Source organism: Falsiruegeria mediterranea M17 (genome assembly GCF_900302455.1).
In the GTDB taxonomy this organism is placed as follows: Bacteria; Pseudomonadota; Alphaproteobacteria; order Rhodobacterales; family Rhodobacteraceae; genus Falsiruegeria; species Falsiruegeria mediterranea.
In genome coordinates this window covers 212,753-229,485 of the sequence record NZ_ONZG01000009.1, presented here as the reverse complement: position 1 = coordinate 229,485, position 16,733 = coordinate 212,753, and the positions used below count along the sequence as shown (strand labels likewise).

Annotated in this window: 17 protein-coding genes; 7 read left to right on the top strand and 10 right to left on the bottom strand. The window is 57.8% G+C overall.

What is annotated here, in order from left to right; translation table 11 throughout:
• Positions 1-103: 103 nt before the first annotated feature.
• Positions 104-925, bottom strand: a complete 822-nt coding sequence (locus TRM7615_RS18050; protein ID WP_108790058.1) for a DUF6473 family protein — start codon at positions 923-925, stop codon at positions 104-106.
• Between the two features lie 166 nt (positions 926-1,091).
• Here TRM7615_RS18050 and TRM7615_RS18045 point away from each other — a divergent pair, with 166 nt between their 5' ends.
• Positions 1,092-1,967 carry a 3-hydroxybutyryl-CoA dehydrogenase gene (locus tag TRM7615_RS18045; protein ID WP_108790056.1) on the top strand — a complete coding sequence of 292 codons (876 nt, stop codon included), beginning with the start codon at positions 1,092-1,094 and terminating at the stop codon, positions 1,965-1,967.
• A gap of 12 nt (positions 1,968-1,979) precedes the next feature.
• Here TRM7615_RS18045 and TRM7615_RS18040 read toward each other — a convergent pair whose 3' ends face one another.
• The 7 genes from TRM7615_RS18040 to TRM7615_RS18010 all read right to left on the bottom strand — a co-directional run bounded on the left by TRM7615_RS18040 (position 1,980) and on the right by TRM7615_RS18010 (position 7,384).
• Positions 1,980-2,870, bottom strand: a complete 891-nt coding sequence (locus tag TRM7615_RS18040; RefSeq protein WP_108790125.1) for a lysophospholipid acyltransferase family protein — start codon at positions 2,868-2,870, stop codon at positions 1,980-1,982.
• A 45-nt stretch (positions 2,871-2,915) separates the two neighbouring features.
• On the bottom strand, positions 2,916-3,185 hold the full coding sequence (locus TRM7615_RS18035) for an HPr family phosphocarrier protein (protein ID WP_108790054.1): 270 nt from the start codon (positions 3,183-3,185) through the stop codon (positions 2,916-2,918).
• Positions 3,186-3,200: 15 nt separating this feature from the next.
• Entirely contained in the window at positions 3,201-3,593 is a 393-nt protein-coding gene (locus TRM7615_RS18030) for a PTS sugar transporter subunit IIA (protein WP_108790052.1), read from the bottom strand.
• Positions 3,594-3,602: 9 nt separating this feature from the next.
• Entirely contained in the window at positions 3,603-4,484 is an 882-nt protein-coding gene (gene rapZ, locus TRM7615_RS18025) for an RNase adapter RapZ (protein ID WP_108790050.1), read from the bottom strand.
• Complete coding sequence (locus tag TRM7615_RS18020) at positions 4,481-4,852, bottom strand: HPr kinase/phosphorylase (RefSeq protein ID WP_235824131.1); 372 nt, start codon at positions 4,850-4,852, stop codon at positions 4,481-4,483. Before TRM7615_RS18020 ends, rapZ begins: the two co-directional genes overlap by 4 nt.
• 84 nt (positions 4,853-4,936) lie before the next feature.
• A complete protein-coding gene (locus TRM7615_RS18015; protein ID WP_108790046.1) occupies positions 4,937-6,646 on the bottom strand; it encodes a sensor histidine kinase in 1,710 nt (569 codons plus the stop codon).
• A 33-nt stretch (positions 6,647-6,679) separates the two neighbouring features.
• The gene (locus tag TRM7615_RS18010) at positions 6,680-7,384 is read right to left on the bottom strand and encodes a response regulator transcription factor (RefSeq protein ID WP_108790044.1); all 705 of its coding nucleotides are present in this window, start codon (positions 7,382-7,384) and stop codon (positions 6,680-6,682) included.
• Between the two features lie 340 nt (positions 7,385-7,724).
• Between TRM7615_RS18010 and TRM7615_RS18005 the strand changes: the two genes are divergently transcribed.
• The 3 genes from TRM7615_RS18005 to TRM7615_RS17990 all read left to right on the top strand — a co-directional run bounded on the left by TRM7615_RS18005 (position 7,725) and on the right by TRM7615_RS17990 (position 12,342).
• Entirely contained in the window at positions 7,725-9,323 is a 1,599-nt protein-coding gene (locus TRM7615_RS18005) for a phosphoenolpyruvate carboxykinase (RefSeq protein WP_108790042.1), read from the top strand.
• 670 nt (positions 9,324-9,993) lie between these two features.
• Positions 9,994-10,545 (top strand): hypothetical protein, encoded by a 552-nt coding sequence (locus TRM7615_RS17995; protein ID WP_235824130.1) that lies wholly within the window; start codon positions 9,994-9,996, stop codon positions 10,543-10,545.
• 273 nt (positions 10,546-10,818) lie between these two features.
• Positions 10,819-12,342 carry a trimethylamine methyltransferase family protein gene (locus TRM7615_RS17990; RefSeq protein ID WP_108790040.1) on the top strand — a complete coding sequence of 508 codons (1,524 nt, stop codon included), beginning with the start codon at positions 10,819-10,821 and terminating at the stop codon, positions 12,340-12,342.
• A gap of 3 nt (positions 12,343-12,345) precedes the next feature.
• Here TRM7615_RS17990 and TRM7615_RS17985 read toward each other — a convergent pair whose 3' ends face one another.
• Positions 12,346-13,113, bottom strand: coding sequence for a sulfite exporter TauE/SafE family protein (locus TRM7615_RS17985; RefSeq protein WP_108790038.1), 768 nt, complete (start codon positions 13,111-13,113; stop codon positions 12,346-12,348).
• 143 nt (positions 13,114-13,256) lie between these two features.
• Here TRM7615_RS17985 and TRM7615_RS17980 point away from each other — a divergent pair, with 143 nt between their 5' ends.
• Both TRM7615_RS17980 and TRM7615_RS17975 read left to right on the top strand, forming a co-directional pair.
• The gene (locus TRM7615_RS17980) at positions 13,257-14,948 is read left to right on the top strand and encodes an acyl-CoA dehydrogenase family protein (protein ID WP_108790036.1); all 1,692 of its coding nucleotides are present in this window, start codon (positions 13,257-13,259) and stop codon (positions 14,946-14,948) included.
• Between the two features lie 256 nt (positions 14,949-15,204).
• Positions 15,205-15,594 (top strand): META domain-containing protein, encoded by a 390-nt coding sequence (locus TRM7615_RS17975; protein WP_108790034.1) that lies wholly within the window; start codon positions 15,205-15,207, stop codon positions 15,592-15,594.
• Here TRM7615_RS17975 and recO read toward each other — a convergent pair.
• Positions 15,578-16,303 (bottom strand): DNA repair protein RecO, encoded by a 726-nt coding sequence (recO, locus tag TRM7615_RS17970; protein WP_108790032.1) that lies wholly within the window; start codon positions 16,301-16,303, stop codon positions 15,578-15,580. The genes TRM7615_RS17975 and recO overlap by 17 nt on opposite strands.
• Before the next feature lie 121 nt (positions 16,304-16,424).
• On the opposite strand from recO, the gene TRM7615_RS17965 reads away from it, so the two are divergent.
• A complete protein-coding gene (locus tag TRM7615_RS17965) occupies positions 16,425-16,730 on the top strand; it encodes a hypothetical protein (protein WP_108790030.1) in 306 nt (101 codons plus the stop codon).
• Positions 16,731-16,733: the final 3 nt, after the last annotated feature.

The following is a 16,733-nucleotide window of genomic DNA, read 5'->3' as shown; positions in this document are numbered from 1 at the left end:
TCGCAGACCTTTTTGCCGCTGTGCCCGAGCTGACCGAAAAACTCGGCTAAGCCACCGGCCCAGAAAGAAACACAAAAGGCCCGCCACCGGCGGGCCTTTTGCTTCAGTCCAAATCCCGAAGCGCGCGATGCACATGGTCCGCGATAATCTGATGCGTGGCAGGCCCAATCATGTGCTCTGCAGCGGGTTCTTGCATCGTCCCAAAGATCATATCCCCAAGCTCATCTGATTCACCCGCCATCTTGACCGGAAGCTCGATCACTGAGGCGACGGCCCCTCGTAAGCTGTCCACCATGTCCGATGTGACCATCAATGGCTCCGCGCCCAAGGGTGCCTTGCCGTCCTCAGGCTGGACATAGCGCAGCCACAGAAGCAACACCTGCCCGTCGATCGCCTCGACCAAGGATTGCATGCGTGCCCTCCAGGCTTGTCGCAGTTCCTCGCGCACGGTTTCAAACCGGCTTGGCGAAATCTCAAGCAGTCGGCCCAATAGGTGCTTGTTGAAGTGAAATTCGGTAAAGTCCACCTCATCATAAAGCGCCTTCAACAGCTTGGACGCCTCAAGGAAACGATCATTGCGTCGGGGATGCACCCGGTACAGCCGGTTCGACAGGTTCTGAGCCCCCGGCAGTTGAACGATGCAGGCTTCAGCCTCACGCGCCAAACGCATCAACTCAGGATCGTTCAGTATTGAATCCAGCCCGCTGTTGACGCTGCCGAAGTTCACGCAAGCCCCGCCCAACCGACGTTCTAGCAAGGCCGGAAACGGATCAGATACAAACCGGCCATAGGTTTCGGTTCCGCCGATACAAGCCACATACGGCGCCCCCAGGGACCGCTTTGGTCCGCGAAAGTGCAGTTTCGAATCCCCATATCGACACGTCAGATGGTCAGGCGCATATGCGCCCTGCATTTCATAACTCATGTCACCCACCAAAGTGTTTTGTCACCCGATCTCAGTTTTCGGCCCCAAGCGTTGCGATTCCCCTAATGTGCGGATTTGAAGCAATTTGTTCACGCCACCGCCTCTTGCCGCCGCCCCCGCGCTGCGCATAAGGTCGCCTTAGCGCGGAGAAAAAGGCACAAAACAGATGAGCATCCAAAAGGTCGGCGTCGTCGGAGCAGGTCAAATGGGCAACGGCATCGCCCATGTCATGGCCTTGTCGGGATATGATGTTTTGCTGAGCGACATTAGCCAGGACGCGCTGGACGCGGCCCTGAACACCGTTCGCGGCAACTTGTCTCGCCAAGCCTCACGCGGCAAGATCTCGGATCAGGATGTCGAGGCCGCAATGGCCCGAATCCAGACCACTCTGCATCTGCCCGAACTTGGCCAGACCGACCTGGTGATCGAAGCTGCCACCGAGCGCGAGAACATCAAGCAGGCGATCTTTGACGAATTGCAGGCACATTTGCTCCCGCATACGATCCTGACGTCAAATACGTCGTCGATCTCGATTACACGTCTGGCCAGCCGCACTGACCGACCCGAGCGTTTCATGGGGTTCCACTTCATGAACCCCGTGCCAGTGATGCAATTGGTCGAATTGATCCGCGGCATTGCCACCGATGAAGAAACCTATGCCGCCTGCAAGGCCGTCGTCGACCGTCTGGGCAAAACTGCGGCCAGCGCCGAAGACTTTCCCGCCTTCATCGTGAACCGCATCTTGATGCCGATGATCAACGAAGCCGTATACACGCTCTATGAAGGTGTCGGGAACGTGCAATCCATCGACCAGTCGATGAAGCTGGGCGCGAACCATCCCATGGGGCCGCTTGAACTGGCGGACTTCATTGGACTGGACACCTGCCTGGCGATCATGAACGTGCTGCACGAAGGTTTGGCCGATACCAAATACCGCCCCTGCCCTCTGCTGACCAAATACGTCGAAGCCGGCTGGTTGGGTCGCAAGACCCAACGCGGGTTCTATGATTATCGCGGAGACGTCCCGGTCCCGACCCGCTAGGGCAGCATGGGATTATTTTTTGCCAAGGTTCAGCGTATGCTCGCGTAGCCACGCCATGAACCCGCGTGGATTGCTTTCCAGCAGTTCCATATCCTTGTCCGAGACTGGTGCACCCACAACAGGCGCCTGCGGCTTGTTGCACGAGCGTACGATCTCATGCAAAAGCAGCCCCTGCCGCAGGATCGCCGACATCCGGTTCGCCATCAGGTACCAGCGCGAATTGCAGCCCGGAAAATAGATCGGCACCACTTTGGCCCCTGAGCGGCGGATCATCTTTGCCGTAAAGACATTCCACTCCCGCTCGATTGCAGGGCCAAACATCGTGTCCGACGACATCACCACACCCGACGGAAAGAGCGCGACAACGCCGCCTTCTTTCAAATGCCCCATGGCCTTGGCGCGCATTTCAACCATCTTGGCCTGCGCGTCCGGATCATGCGGAAACGGCACCGGAATCATGAAAGAGGTCGCTGCCTCGTCCAGTCCGGTCAGCACCGATCGGGTGAGAATGCGATAGTCCTGCCGCACATTGCCGATAAGATCGGCAAGGATCATACCATCAACCATGCCATGCGGGTGGTTCGCCACCACCACAACCGCCCCACTCTCGGGGATGTTGGCCAATTGCTCTTGCGGGGTCTGAAGGTCGATCCCCATGATGTTCAACGCGCCGCGCCAGAACTTTTGCCCACGGTAACGTTCGTTTTGCTTCTCAAACCGATTGACCATGCGCAGGATCGTGATCTTGCCGGTTAACCATTCGATGGTCTTGATCGCCGTCGACGTCCATGCGTCATCAAATGAGTTGGCATAAGTCAGCGTTCGACGATCATAAATCTCGCCCGCTGCATCATCAGCTTCGGATACGGCACCCGTTTTTTCGCTTTGGGTGATCTCTGCCACGTGCACGTCTTTCTGTTCCGGTGTGTCCTCCACGGACAGCGGCTCTCAGAACCCTTCGCCGAACTTATCAGCGACCAGAGCTTCGAGCGCATCTGCCAACGCCTCAGCATCCGGGCCAGACGTCTCGACGTCAATAGTTGTTCCGCGGGATGCTGCCAACATCAAAAGCCCCATGATACTGTCGCCCGAGGCTGACAGGCCGTCTTTTGACACTTCGGCCGAGGCGTCAAAGCCTTCGACCACCTCGACCAGCTTGGCCGATGCCCGGGCATGCAGGCCTTTTTCGTTTTCGATTTTCAAAGTCCGATTAATCATGTGAAACCAAATATGCTAGTCCGGCGCAACGTTGCGCATGTTGATGTATTTTTTGCCTGCTTCCATGGCGCCGCGCACAGCGTCCCCAATGGGCAGATGACGGCTCTTGGCCAGTTTGATCAGCATCGGCAGGTTGGCCCCGTAAAGGATACGGCGATCCGACGGTGCGCAGGCCCGCAGGCTCAAATTGGAAGGGGAACCGCCAAACAGATCCGTCACCATCACGACGCCATCGCCACAGTCTACCGCATCGGCGGCAGCACAGATTTCCTGCTGTTTGGTCTCTCGATCATGATCTGCTTCGATCGAGATGGCGCGCATACCTGCTTGCTGTCCGACCACATGTTCCATGGCGGCCAGATATTCTCTGGCCAGCCCCCCATGTGCTACGATCACTATCCCGATCAATCCGGCCTCTCAATCGCCTCTGCGGCGTTCCATTTCGCGGTGCCTAATTGACACCTGTAGGCCCTGCTCCGCAAGGGCCTTCGCCGTGGTTTCAGCCAACAAAACCGAACGATGCTGCCCCCCAGTACAACCAAAGGCGATCGACAGATGCGCCTTGCCCTCATCCTGGAAGGCCGGGATCAAAAATGCGATCAAATCCAACGCCCGCTTCAGGAAGGGTTCAAACCGCTCATCCTTGCGCACGTGCTCTGCCACGGCCACATCGCGCCCGTCCTTTGCGCGCAGATCCGAATTCCAGTACGGGTTGGACAGGAACCTGCAATCCAAAACCATGTCCACACCAGCAGGCAGGCCCCTTCTGTAAGCGAAAGACTGCACTGATACGGCCAACTGCCGCCCCCCTTCGGGAGCAAACCAACGTTCCACTTCATCCCGAAGTTGGTGGATGTTGAGATCAGAGGTATCGATCAGGACATCAGCAGTGTCACGCACTGCGCTCAGCAGATCCAATTCCCTTCGAATACCCACTTCTGGCCGGTCTTCGGGTGCCATCGGGTGCCTGCGCCGTGTTTCGGAAAAGCGCTGCAACAGAACCTTGACCCGGCAATCCAGATACAAGATTGACGCATCGGTTTCAGGCATCCCATGCAGAAGTTTGACAAGATCCAGCAAGCCTGCGGTCGTGAAATCTCGGTTGCGCGTATCAATCCCAAGCGCAAGCGGCCGCTCAGAGGTCGATGCTTCGACTAGGCGCGTCACCATTCCCATCGGCAGGTTGTCGATCGCCTCAAACTCCAAGTCTTCGAGCACGCGGATCGCAGTTGTGCGGCCTGCGCCCGACGGCCCTGTAACCAGGACCAATTGTCTCGCTTTTTTCGCTTCCTCAGTCATTCCGGATCATGCCAACCCTGTTTCAGCATCTGGACCAATGCAGCTGCAAAATGGGGTCCGTCCACCCTGTGAAACAAGGGGAAGGTCAGCCCAAATAGCGAAAAATCACGTTTTTTGGGCAAACGGTCTGTTGCCAAGATATCCATATCGACAACAGCTACGAGCCTAGCAGAACCACTCAGCACAACAGGAAGCAGGCCAAGGCCTCGCGCCTCAATCAAACTGGGCAAAGCCGTTGGTGCGTTGGCCATCAATTGCCCCTCACCGACGGAAACGACCACTCGATCATCGGCAACCAGGTCGCAACCATAGGCCAACATCTGCAACGCCAACGCAGATTTTCCGCTGCCAGAAGCGCCCTTGATCAACAAGCCCCGCCCAGACAGCGAAACACAACTTGCATGCATGATGGTTGAAGTTGACGACTGATCACTAGCGCCGCACGGCATGGATCAAACCGGGAGTCCCACGACGAAGCGAGCGCCAAGGGGATCCGAAGTCACGTCAGCCTCAGTCGGGCGAATGTTTTCAGCCCAAATTACACCGCCATGCGCCTCGACGATCTGCTTCGAGATCGCCAGGCCAAGGCCCGAGTTGTTTCCAAAGTGCTCTTCAGGGCGTTGAGAGTAGAACCGTTTGAAAATCTTGCTCAGGGCCTGATCCGGGATACCGGGACCAGTATCTTCGACCACGATCAGAACCCGGTTGGACCGTTTTCTTGCCCAGACGCGGATGGCATCCCCATCTTCGCAAAACGAAATCGCGTTGGTGATCAAGTTTACAAAGACCTGCGCCAATCGCGCCTCAAGCCCGTGAATAACAATGGGTTCTGGCGGCAGATCGGTAATGTAATCAATCCCTTTGCCGCGCGCATCCTCTCCCAAGTATTGGTTCAGGTTGCCCAACATGTCCAACAGGTCAAACGGGGTTTCATCCTCTTTGACCAATTCTGCGTCCAGACGCGAGGCATTGGAAATATCGCTGACCAGACGATCAAGCCGACGCACATCATGCTCGATCACTTCCATCAGCTTTTCGCGCTGATCATCACGCTTGACCATCCGCAGCGTACCAACAGCGGACTGCAGGCTTGCCAGCGGGTTTTTGATTTCATGAGCCACGTCGGCCGCAAACTGCTCATTGCCGTCAATGCGCGTATACAGCGCCGAGACCATGCCACGGAGCGCGCGGCTCAGTCGGCCGATCTCGTCCGGACGGGCTGAAAGGTCGGGGATACGAATGCGACCAGGGTTCATCCTGCGTGCGTTGCGATCGCGACCCAACTCGGCCGCCTCAGCAAGGTCCGCCAAGGGATTTGCAATCGTCGACGCCAGTACCAGGCTAAGACCCACGGACACCAACAGCGCGACGATGAACATCTGATACACACGTTCACGCTCGCGTTTGGCAAGCATGTCAATCTCACCCGACGGGCTTGCCATCGCAACCACACCCACCGGGTTGCCGTTTTGCACGATCGGAGTCGCTGTCGCAAAGACGCGCCCGCCTGCTACGTTCTGCAGGATTTCAACCTGTGTCCCGCCGGACAGGGCCAACGGCACAAGTTTTTGCAACTCGGTTTCAAGGTCCGCAGCAGTTTGCTGCACAGGTGTTGAAAATGGGCTGGATACCGCACCCCAAAGAGCCGCCAACGTGTCACTGATGAACGTTGTCCCGTCGTTCTTGCCCGCGCGGCTGGACAAGGATCCGGGGCCTTCATTACCGGTTCCGTGCGCAATCAGTGTGTTGGCACTGTCGTACACGTAAACTTCAACACCCGCTCGCAGGCTTAACCCGTTTAGCGTTTCGGTTGCGTCAATACCGTCTCCGGTTGCCAGGTTGACCGGGCTCCCTTCAGGCATTTGTGCTTCGAAAACGTCTGCAACCAACCGGGTTTCGCCCACCAGCGCCCCGGCTCTTTGAGTGATCAGACTGTCGCGTGAGTCACTGAGGTACAGAATCCCAGCAACCAGAATGATGAGGGCAATCAGGTTGAACGTGATGATCTTACGCGTCAGCGGAGACCCTCGAAGCGAAAACAAGCTTCGATGGGCCCGCTTGACCCGCAGCTCTTTGGAAACGGTACTTTGCGGAGCGACCCAATCGTCGCCCAGCACTACGTCCCCGCTGCTGTCGCCCTGAGATGTGCCGGTATCGCGCACGACATCCCTTTCGGATTGAACCGGTCCGGTCCGTTACTCTTCGTTATATCTGTAGCCGATCCCGTACAGCGTCTCAATCGCCGCAAAGTCTTCATCCGCGCTGCGCATCTTCTTGCGCAGGCGTTTGATGTGGCTATCGATAGTCCGGTCGTCGACATAGACCTGATCGTCATAGGCGACATCCATCAGCTGATCGCGGCTTTTGACGAAGCCTGGACGCTGCGCCAGCGCTTGCAAAAGCAAGAACTCTGTCACCGTAAGCGAAACATCCTTGCCCTTCCAACTGACGGCATGGCGCAACGGGTCCATACGCAGATGGCCGCGTTCCATGACCTTGGTCTCACCCGTGGTCGTTCCAGCGGCATCACCCGCAACAGCATCTTGTCGGCGCAGCAATGCGCGGATGCGTTCAACCAGCAGACGCTGAGAAAAGGGTTTCTTGACGTAGTCATCCGCCCCCATCCGCAGGCCCAATACCTCGTCTATCTCATCGTCCTTGGACGTCAGAAAGATCACCGGCATCTGAGTTTTCTGCCGCAGACGCTGCAACAGATCCATGCCATCCATGCGCGGCATCTTTATATCCAGCACCGCCATGTCAGGCAGCTTTTTGTTAAATGCATCCAGTGCGGCCTGGCCGTCATTATATGTTTCGACTTCGAATCCTTCGGCTTCGAGAGTCATGGAAACCGACGTCAGGATGTTCCTGTCGTCGTCCACCAAAGCAATTTTTGACATCTGAATGTGTCCCTATGCTGCTCAATTCTGCCTTATTTTTTTCCCATTCATCGCTCTTTTAGGGGGGCGAATCAATCCATAACTGCGATTCGAGCCCTTCTTTCCCAAGCATTGAGGCAAAAAAACCTTACTCGGGAATGAATAAGTGCCCGTCAAAGCAGCTTAAAAAAGATGGTTGCGCTAAACATTGCCTTGGTTGCGCTAACTGCGCCAAAGCGTCCTGTTCATGTCCCAAACCGTCATGTTAAGACCCGCCTCACCGGCGATCAGGCCGGACCAAAAGCCCCAACGGTGACAGATCGGTTTCAAGCGCCGCGCGCCGACACAGGAGAATTAAAGCATGACATCTGGACGGGTTAACCCGCAATTCCGCCTCGAAGATCAGGGCATCGAGGGTCTGGGCAATGTCTATTACAACTTCATGGAACCGGCGCTGATCGAAGCAGCCCTCAAGCGCGACGAAGGTACGCTGGGCAATGGCGGCGCGTTTCTGGTGACCACCGGCAAATTCACTGGCCGTTCGCCCAAGGACAAGCACGTTGTCAAGACCGAGAGCGTCAAGGACACCATCTGGTGGGACAACAACGCCGCGATGAGCCCCGAAGGGTTCGATGCCCTTTATGCCGACATGCTCGAGCACATGAAGGGCAAGGACTATTTCGTGCAGGATCTGGTTGGTGGTTCCGACCCGGCTTATTCGATTAACGTGCGCATGGTGACCGAACTTGCCTGGCACAACCTGTTCATCCGCCACCTGCTGCGCCGACCGGCGCGCGAGGACCTTGATGACTTCGTGTCGGATTTCACTGTCATCAACTGCCCAAGCTTCAAAGCGGACCCGGCCAAGCACAACTGCAACTCGGAAACCGTGATCGCGCTGAACTTTGACAAAAAGGTCATTCTGATCGGCGGCACCGAGTATGCGGGCGAAAACAAAAAGTCCGTCTTTACCCTGCTGAACTACATGCTGCCCGAAAAAGGCGTCATGCCGATGCACTGCTCGGCCAACCATGCCATCGGCAACCCGGTCGACGCGGCCGTGTTCTTTGGCCTTTCCGGCACCGGCAAGACCACCCTGTCGGCAGATCCCTCGCGCACCCTGATCGGTGACGACGAGCACGGCTGGTCGGACCGCGGCACCTTCAATTTTGAGGGTGGCTGTTATGCCAAGACCATCAACCTGAGCGCCGAAGCCGAGCCCGAGATCTATGCGACCACGTCCAAATTCGGCACCGTGATCGAAAACATGATCTTCGACGAAGAGACCAAGGAACTGGACTTCGATGACGACAGCCTGACCGCAAACATGCGCTGCGCATACCCGCTCGAGTACATCTCGAACGCGTCGGCCTCGGCCATGGGTGGTCATCCCAAGAACATCATCATGCTGACCTGTGACGCATTTGGTGTTCTGCCTCCGATCGCGCGCCTGACACCGGCGCAGGCGATGTATCACTTCCTGTCGGGCTTCACGTCCAAGGTTGCGGGCACCGAGCGTGGCGTGACCGAGCCACAGCCGACGTTCTCGACCTGCTTTGGCGCCCCCTTCATGCCGCGTCGCCCCGAAGTCTACGGCAACCTGCTGCGTGAAAAGATCGCCCAGCACGGCGCGACCTGCTGGCTGGTTAACACCGGCTGGACCGGTGGTGCACACGGCGTAGGCTCGCGCATGCCGATTCGCGCCACCCGCGCCCTGCTGACCGCGGCGCTGGACGGCTCGCTGGCCGAGGCCGAGTTCCGCAAGGACGCCAACTTTGGCTTTGACGTGCCTGTGACTGTGCCCGGCGTGGCCGAGGTTCTTCTGGATCCGCGCCGCACCTGGGATGATCAAGGCGCGTTTGACAAGCAGGCCGCCAAGCTGGCGCAGATGTTTGCCGACAACTTCGAGCAGTACATCCCCTACATCGACGATGATGTGAAAGCGGTTGCGATCGGTTGAAACCCGTTCGTCTCTTAAGCTGAAGACACCAAGGCCCCATCAAAAAGTATGGGGCCTTTTTTATTGGGCATGCACAAATTGTGATCCCTTATTGATTGCCTGATCAATCAAGCTTCGCTAAACTCTTTTGTCAGAAAAAACCCGGCACCTGACGGCACCGGGCAACGCAATGAAAGGATCTTTTGGCTGCCACCACTCACAAAAAAGCAGCCTAACGCTATGCAGCCTACGCCATTGATTCCATGTGTCAATGTGATACCTACGGAAATCAGTAACTTTTGGCTGCGATGATATCGCAACTGCATGGCACTATAGATCAACAGGTCACTGAACAGGCAACTGAACATATGTGTGAACTTTCAAAACTGGCGGAACTCAGAAAACTCATGCTCAGCATGGAGCGTTCGCTGGGATTACAAGACCTTACACCGGTTGAACGTGACATTTACTATGCCGCCAACGAGCTGTCAGAGAATGGAAATGGGGTGCGAACCGTTGGTTTGATCGAACACACCCTACTCCAAACCGTTTCCCGCCCTACGTTTTTTCGTGCGCTGAAGTCCCTGGTCAACAAAGGGTACCTGTCGCACTGCAATTCGGTGAACAGAGGGCAATACACGGTTAATGGACCGAGAATCTAATCTGACAAAACAGTCCAGCGGACCCACTCGTGCGTACGCTGGCTAAGGAAACGCTTGTAGCATCTGGTCTTTACCTCGCAGCTTTTCTGGTTGTGTTCGAGGTTGTGACGCCGTTGCAGAGCATGTTCTTTCCCGAGTTCCCCAGCCGGGCGAGCCTGTTGTTCCTGCCTCATGGCATTCGCGTTCTGACTGCGTGGCTATTGGGCTGGCGGGCCATTCCGGCGCTGCTGCCAGGTGTGTTTTTGGTGTTTTTGTACGTCGGTGGGATGGACGTGTTCCTGCCCAGCAGACTTATTGCAATTGCTATCGCCGTCACAGTGGCGCCTGCAGTGTTCATGGCATTGGCCTTTGTTGGACAGGATATTCGACCACAACCGGGAAAAACACCCTGCTGGCCCTGCGTCATGGGCGTCGGCATCGTGACATCAGTGCTGATGGCGCTGTTAACCAACATGGCCTTTGGAAGCGAAACGGTCGAATACGTGGCCTATCTGATCGGCGATATTTTTGGTCTGTTCTTCCTTATGCTGGGGTTGCTTTACATTTTCCGCTACATGCGCCGAAACTCCTCAGGCAACTGAATTCCAAATGGACGGGGGCGCCCCCGCACCCGGGCGATCTTGGCTTTGCCAGCACCGCCAGCGGCCTTGGGCCGAGCGCCTCGCTAGTCGCTCGGCGCGGTTCCGCTTGGGGCTCCTGGGTCGCCAAAAGCGGCGAATTAACCCTCGTGCTCTATGCGCAACATTCCAAGATCTGAAAACTTGATTTGACGAAACCGCAACCGGGTCGCGGCGCTTGAGCCATGCCCCTCGGCTCGTGTCTAGTTCCCGTAACATGAATACGAGGCACCACACGTGACATCGCCAAAATCAAGCCGAACACGTCGATCGGGACGCAAGGAACGCCACGCACAGCGCGCAGCCCCGCCGAAAGTAAACCCGTGCCCGCCCGGGCAGATTGGTGGGCAATACAAGCCCCTGTCCGAAGCAGACATGACTGCGATTTTCGACACGGCCCTGCGTCTGCTGGCCGAGCTTGGCATGGGCGAGACGCCAGACCGGCTGGCGCACGCTCTGGTCAAGGCCGGTGCAACGCGGTCAGGAAATCGCATTCAAATGCCGGAAACACTGGTCCGCTCGGCCATGGCGGCAGCCCCGCGTCAGTTTCCTCTTCATGGGCGCGACCCGTCCCGCAGCATCGAGGTGGGCGGGCAACATGTCCATTTTGGCACCGGCGGCGCAGCCGTGCAGACACTGGACCTTCACAGCGGCCAGTACCGCGCCTCAACCCTGCAGGACCTGCGCGATTTCACCCGACTGCAAGACCGCCTGACCAACATCAGCTGGTTCACCCGCTGCTGCATCGCCACAGATATCGAAGACACATTCGAACTGGATGTGAACACCGCTTACACGCTGCTCAGGAACACCACCAAGCCTGTCGCCACCGCATTTACCATTGCCGAACACGTCCGCCCTATCGTCGACATGCTGGACATCGTCGCAGGTGGTCCTGGCGCCTTCTCGCAGCGACCGTTCCTGAAAACACACATCTCGCCCGTCATTTCCCCCATGCGCTATGCCGAGGATGCGGTCGACGTCACGTTTGCCTGTCTTGAACACAATATTCCCGTCTCGTGCATCACCGCGGCCCAGGCCGGAGCAACAGCACCCGCCACCCTTGCCGGGTTTTTGGCGCAATCGCTGGCGGAAACTCTGGCGAGCCTCGTGATGGTCCAAGCCATAAAACCGGGACATCCGATGGTGTTTTCGAACTGGCCCCTTGTCATCGACCTGCGCACGGGCGCGTTTTCCGGCGGTGGTGGGGAGATTGCCGTACTCAACGCCGCCTCTGCGCAACTTTCGAACTGGCTGGGCCTGCCGTCGGGCGTGGCAGCATCCATGACAGACGCCAAGGCGGTGGATGCGCAATACGGCGTAGAGAAAGCCATGACATCCATGGCCGCTGCATTGGCCGGCGGTAACCTGATCTACGAAAGCTCGGGCATGATGGCCTCTCTTCTCGGAGTCAGCTTCGAGGCCTTTGTTCTGGATGATGAGATGCACGCCCACACTTACCGCGCCCTGCGGGGGGTCGAAGTGACGCCCGAGAACCTTGGATTTGATGCGATTTGCGAAGCGATTCTGGGCGAAGGGCATTTTCTGGGGGGAACACATACTTTGTCTGCAATGGAGCGAGACTATTTCTATCCTCGGATCGCCGACCGCGACACGCCCAAAGCTTGGGAGGACAAAGGTGCACCAGATGCTCGGTCGGTGGCGCGCAGCAAGGCGCAGGCCATTTTGGACGAGCATCATCCGGACTACCTGACCGCAGATCAGGACCGGGAAATCAGGGCGCGCCTTCCAATTCTCTAACGCTCATCCCATGAGCGCGCGACGCAACAAGTTCAATGCAGCCACCAATAGCACGATCAGGGTGATCCGGCGAAACATGGCCTGATCAATCCGATCCTGCAGCAGCCCCCCGGCCCACATGCCCATCACGCCCGGCGCCACCAGCGCAAGCGAGAAGACCAGCGTCTCGCTTCGCAAGATGCCCGAGGTCACATGCGCCACAACAAGCGCGATGGCCCCTAGGCCATAGATCACGCCTTGCACTCGCATCTGATCTGTCTTGGGTGTATTGAGAGCAGTCAAGTAAGCCACCGTGGGCGGCCCCCAGACGCCGGCCATACCGCCCACAAATCCAGCGACCGCACCTGTCGCAGCCTCGATCCGCATCGATGGGACAGACAGCGTGAACTGCCACCCCAACAGCTGCACCATCGCAAACAACGCCACCGGAACAGCAATCAGCAACAGAAACGTGTCAGGGTCGACGCGCGTCACCAGTTGCGAGCCGATCAGCAGAAAGACCAATCCCACACCCAAAAACACCCGAAACCGTCGCACAGATGTGATGGCAGCCCGCACGCCCTGCCCGAACGACTGCATCCCGTTGGTCACGAGCGTTGGAATAATCAACCCAGCCAAAGCCCAATCGGGTGGCAGAACCATACTCAACCCCGAGATGGAGATCATTGGCATGGCAAAACCCACCATACCCTTGATCAATCCCGCAATGAACAGCACGCCAAAGGCCAAGGCCCATTCCATCGGGCTGAGGATCGAAATCAGGGTCATCATATCCCACCAATATCACTCTGATCCGTCGCTGCACTGCAAAAATCATTACGCAATAAATGAACCATACGCAGCGTTTCTGCGTATTTATGTTGCGCTGCACGTGCAAAATGATATGACCAAGCCAAGAACAAAGGATGTGATTCATGGCCCATGACGGACAGGATATGACGACGATGACGAACCCCGTGATTTTGCCCGACCTTCTGACGCTGACCGGCGCGGCGATTGCCCCGGTCAACGCCGTGTTCGACGCCGCCCGTGCTTCGGTTCGCGATATGGTAAGCGCCGATGGCAAGATCTCGGGCGCACTGATCGAGGCCAACCAGACTGCTGCACATGGCCTGGCATGGTTGGCGACTTATCAGAATTCGCTGCAACAAATGCAACGTTGGGCCGAAGCGCTGCAAACCAACGGCAACTTTGGCGAGATGGAGCAGCTACTGCATCAGATCGCGTTTGGTGAATACCTGCACCAGATCGCAGGTGGCATCCCGATGAACCAGACCGAAGTCGTGCGCCTACAGGACATGGGGCTGGGTTGGGACGCGCTGTCGGGTTTCCAATGCGCTGAAGTGCAGTCACTGATGTCCTCTGCCAACAGCCAAGCCGCCCGTTCGCGCCTTGTTGAGCTGATGGAAGAGCAGGCAGGCTCGACCATGTTCGGAGCCTCCGGCCTGGATGAAGAGCTGGAGATGATCCGTGATCAGTTCCGCCGCTATGCGCAGGAAAAAGTCGAACCCGAAGCGCACGATTGGCACCTCAAGGATGAGCTGATTCCGCTCGAGATCATCAATGAACTGGCCGATATGGGCGTCTTTGGCCTGACCATCCCTGAAGAGTTCGGCGGCTTTGGCCTGTCCAAGGCCTCCATGTGCGTCGTCTCCGAAGAGTTGTCGCGCGGTTACATTGGCGTGGGCTCTCTAGGCACCCGTTCGGAAATCGCAGCCGAGTTGATCATGGCCGGCGGCACTGATGAACAGAAAGCCAACTGGCTGCCCAAGATTGCCAGCGCGGAAATCCTGCCCACCGCTGTCTTCACCGAACCCAACACAGGCTCGGACTTGGGCTCGCTGCGCACCCGTGCGGTCAAAAATGCTGATGGCGACTACGAGGTTACCGGCAACAAGACTTGGATCACCCACGCCGCGCGCACCCACGTAATGACCATGCTTGCGCGCACCGACCCAAACACCACCGACCACCGTGGCCTGTCGATGTTCCTGGCGGAAAAGACGCCGGGCACCGACGAAAACCCCTTCCCGACACCGGGCATGACCGGCGGCGAGATCGAGGTTCTGGGCTATCGCGGCATGAAGGAATACGAACTGGGTTTCGACGGCTTCAAGGTCAAGGGCGAGAACTTGCTGGGCGGCGAAGAAGGCAAAGGCTTCAAACAGCTGATGCAAACGTTCGAGTCGGCCCGCATCCAGACTGCCGCCCGTGCCATCGGCGTGGCACAATGCGCTTTGGACATCGCGATGCAATACGCACAAGACCGCAAACAGTTCGGCAAGTCGCTGATCAACTTCCCCCGTGTGTCAGGCAAGCTGGCGATGATGGCGGTTGAGATCATGGTTGCGCGTCAGTTGACGTATTTCTCGGCCTGGGAAAAAGACCACGACCGCCGCTGCGATCTTGAGGCAGGTATGGCGAAACTCCTGGGCGCCCGCGTGGCTTGGGCGGCTGCCGACAACGGTCTGCAAATCCACGGCGGTAACGGCTTTGCGCTCGAATACAAGATCTCGCGCGTTCTGTGTGACGCGCGCATCCTGAACATCTTCGAAGGGGCCGCAGAAATCCAGGCGCAGGTCATCGCCCGCCGCTTGCTGGGCTAAACTTCAACATCAGAACATTCCCCGACTGGGCCCGGTTTCAAACGCCGGGCCTTTTCTTTTCCAGCGCTCCCGTTCATCTGACAATCCACTGCCAAAATCTGCGCGGCCTCCGGCCTTGCGTCCTGCGGACGGCATGAGCCTGGCCCAACGGGAGGAGATGTCCCGCCAGGGACATTGACGACGGGCGGGAGCACTCCCCCATTGCAGAGCCCCCGGGACCTCAGATACCAACAACATACCCATCCGGAGAGCCGCAATGCGAACCTTGCTCATTTTGCCATTTCTCGCCCTGCTGCAGTGCAGCTCAGACGAGACCATCGCAGCTTATGGTGCTGCGGGGCTGACCTGGGAATTGCAGAGCATCGACGCAGGCCGCTTCTCTGTTCCCATCACCCTGACCTTCCCCGAAACCGGCCGGATAGCCGGGCAGGCTCCGTGCAATGCCTATCGCGCCACCCTCGACGCGCCCTACCCCTGGTTCGAACTCAAAGCGTTCGGTGCCGACACCTCTGAATGCCCCCACCTTGTTGAAGAAGGCACCTATTTCGCAGCGCTCTTGTTGATGACCCAATCCGAGGTGTCCGGGAATACCCTGATCTTGCGCAGTGATGCGGGCAACGAAATGGTATTCACAGCCTCCGAGTAAAGGCGTCCAAGAACCGACCTCGCGCCTCAGGCAAAGGGCGCGATCCCAATGCGGGCGCCAATCTGTGTTCCAGAAAATACCCGGTGGTACGCAAAGCTCGAGCCACCTCGTCGTCCGAGGCGCCTCCTTGGCCCCGCATAACCGGAGGCAGGTCCAACAGCCGATCGACCCATTCCCCAGCCCCTGTACGCGAGACGGCGCGCCCCGATTTGGGCGAAACGTAAGCTAGGTCCTGGTCCGACCCGGTCACCGCACAGGCCGACAGATCCATCCCAAACCCCAACTCATCCAGCAAGGCCATTTCCCACCGCAAATACGCCAGCGGCCAGATCTCGTCCTGTCCCAACAAATCCAAGAGCTGCTCTGACCGTCGATATAAATCCGCATGCGGCTCGCGCTCGGGCAAGGCAAAAGCCAGCAGGCTTGTCACCGCATTCAGACCCGACAGCGGCAACCGCCCCGACAGCGCCACAGCCGCCCGGCTGCGCAGCGGTTCAACCTGATAGCTGCCCAGGTGATCCTCAAGCCGTGCGCGCCACAGCAGGTCCAGCTGGGCACCAGGCTGTAGGATCGGAGCAACCTTGCGGCTGGTGCCACCACGCACAACACCCGCATGACGCCCGTGCCCTTCGGTGAACACGTCGATGATCGCCGCCGTCTCTCCGTGGCGCCTGACCGTCAGCAAAATTCCATGATCGCGCCAATCCAAAAAACGGTCCCTCAAAACATCCAAGGCTAACAGAACGCAACCCGCGAGACGCTGCAAGCCCACTTGACTCCTCGCTTGCTGCCACATTTATTTAACTAAAGCGTTAAAAAGGAGTGACGCCATGCGCGCAATCACAATCACATATGCCTTTAGCGGCGACGAAACAGTCTGGCAAAACGCCGTCGACGCCTTTATTTCAGCGTTGGATGCGGACCAAGAGTTGGACGGCCGCTTCTCGTACCAAGTGGCGGTGGCCGATGACAAAGTAACCCGCATCCATTGGGGTCGTTGGGACAGCGCCGAAACCCTTGCGCATGTGCAATCCCAGCCTTACTTCAAGGAATTTGCAGGCAAAGTCAGAGAGTTCGCGGGCGGCGCTCCCAATGCCACAGGCCATGACATCGTCACCAAAACCGGAAATTGGTGACGG

What these genes read in the sequence shown, in the direction of transcription:
- TRM7615_RS18050 (WP_108790058.1), bottom strand. Translation starts at nt 925, where the DNA reads ATGAGTTATGAAATGCAGGGCGCATATGCGCCTGACCATCTGACGTGT.
- TRM7615_RS18045 (WP_108790056.1), top strand. Translation starts at nt 1,092, where the DNA reads ATGAGCATCCAAAAGGTCGGCGTCGTCGGAGCAGGTCAAATGGGCAAC.
- TRM7615_RS18035 (WP_108790054.1), bottom strand. Translation starts at nt 3,185, where the DNA reads ATGATTAATCGGACTTTGAAAATCGAAAACGAAAAAGGCCTGCATGCC.
- rapZ (WP_108790050.1), bottom strand. Translation starts at nt 4,484, where the DNA reads ATGACTGAGGAAGCGAAAAAAGCGAGACAATTGGTCCTGGTTACAGGG.
- TRM7615_RS18010 (WP_108790044.1), bottom strand. Translation starts at nt 7,384, where the DNA reads ATGTCAAAAATTGCTTTGGTGGACGACGACAGGAACATCCTGACGTCG.
- TRM7615_RS18005 (WP_108790042.1), top strand. Translation starts at nt 7,725, where the DNA reads ATGACATCTGGACGGGTTAACCCGCAATTCCGCCTCGAAGATCAGGGC.
- TRM7615_RS17985 (WP_108790038.1), bottom strand. Translation starts at nt 13,113, where the DNA reads ATGATGACCCTGATTTCGATCCTCAGCCCGATGGAATGGGCCTTGGCC.
- TRM7615_RS17980 (WP_108790036.1), top strand. Translation starts at nt 13,257, where the DNA reads ATGGCCCATGACGGACAGGATATGACGACGATGACGAACCCCGTGATT.
- TRM7615_RS17975 (WP_108790034.1), top strand. Translation starts at nt 15,205, where the DNA reads ATGCGAACCTTGCTCATTTTGCCATTTCTCGCCCTGCTGCAGTGCAGC.
- TRM7615_RS17965 (WP_108790030.1), top strand. Translation starts at nt 16,425, where the DNA reads ATGCGCGCAATCACAATCACATATGCCTTTAGCGGCGACGAAACAGTC.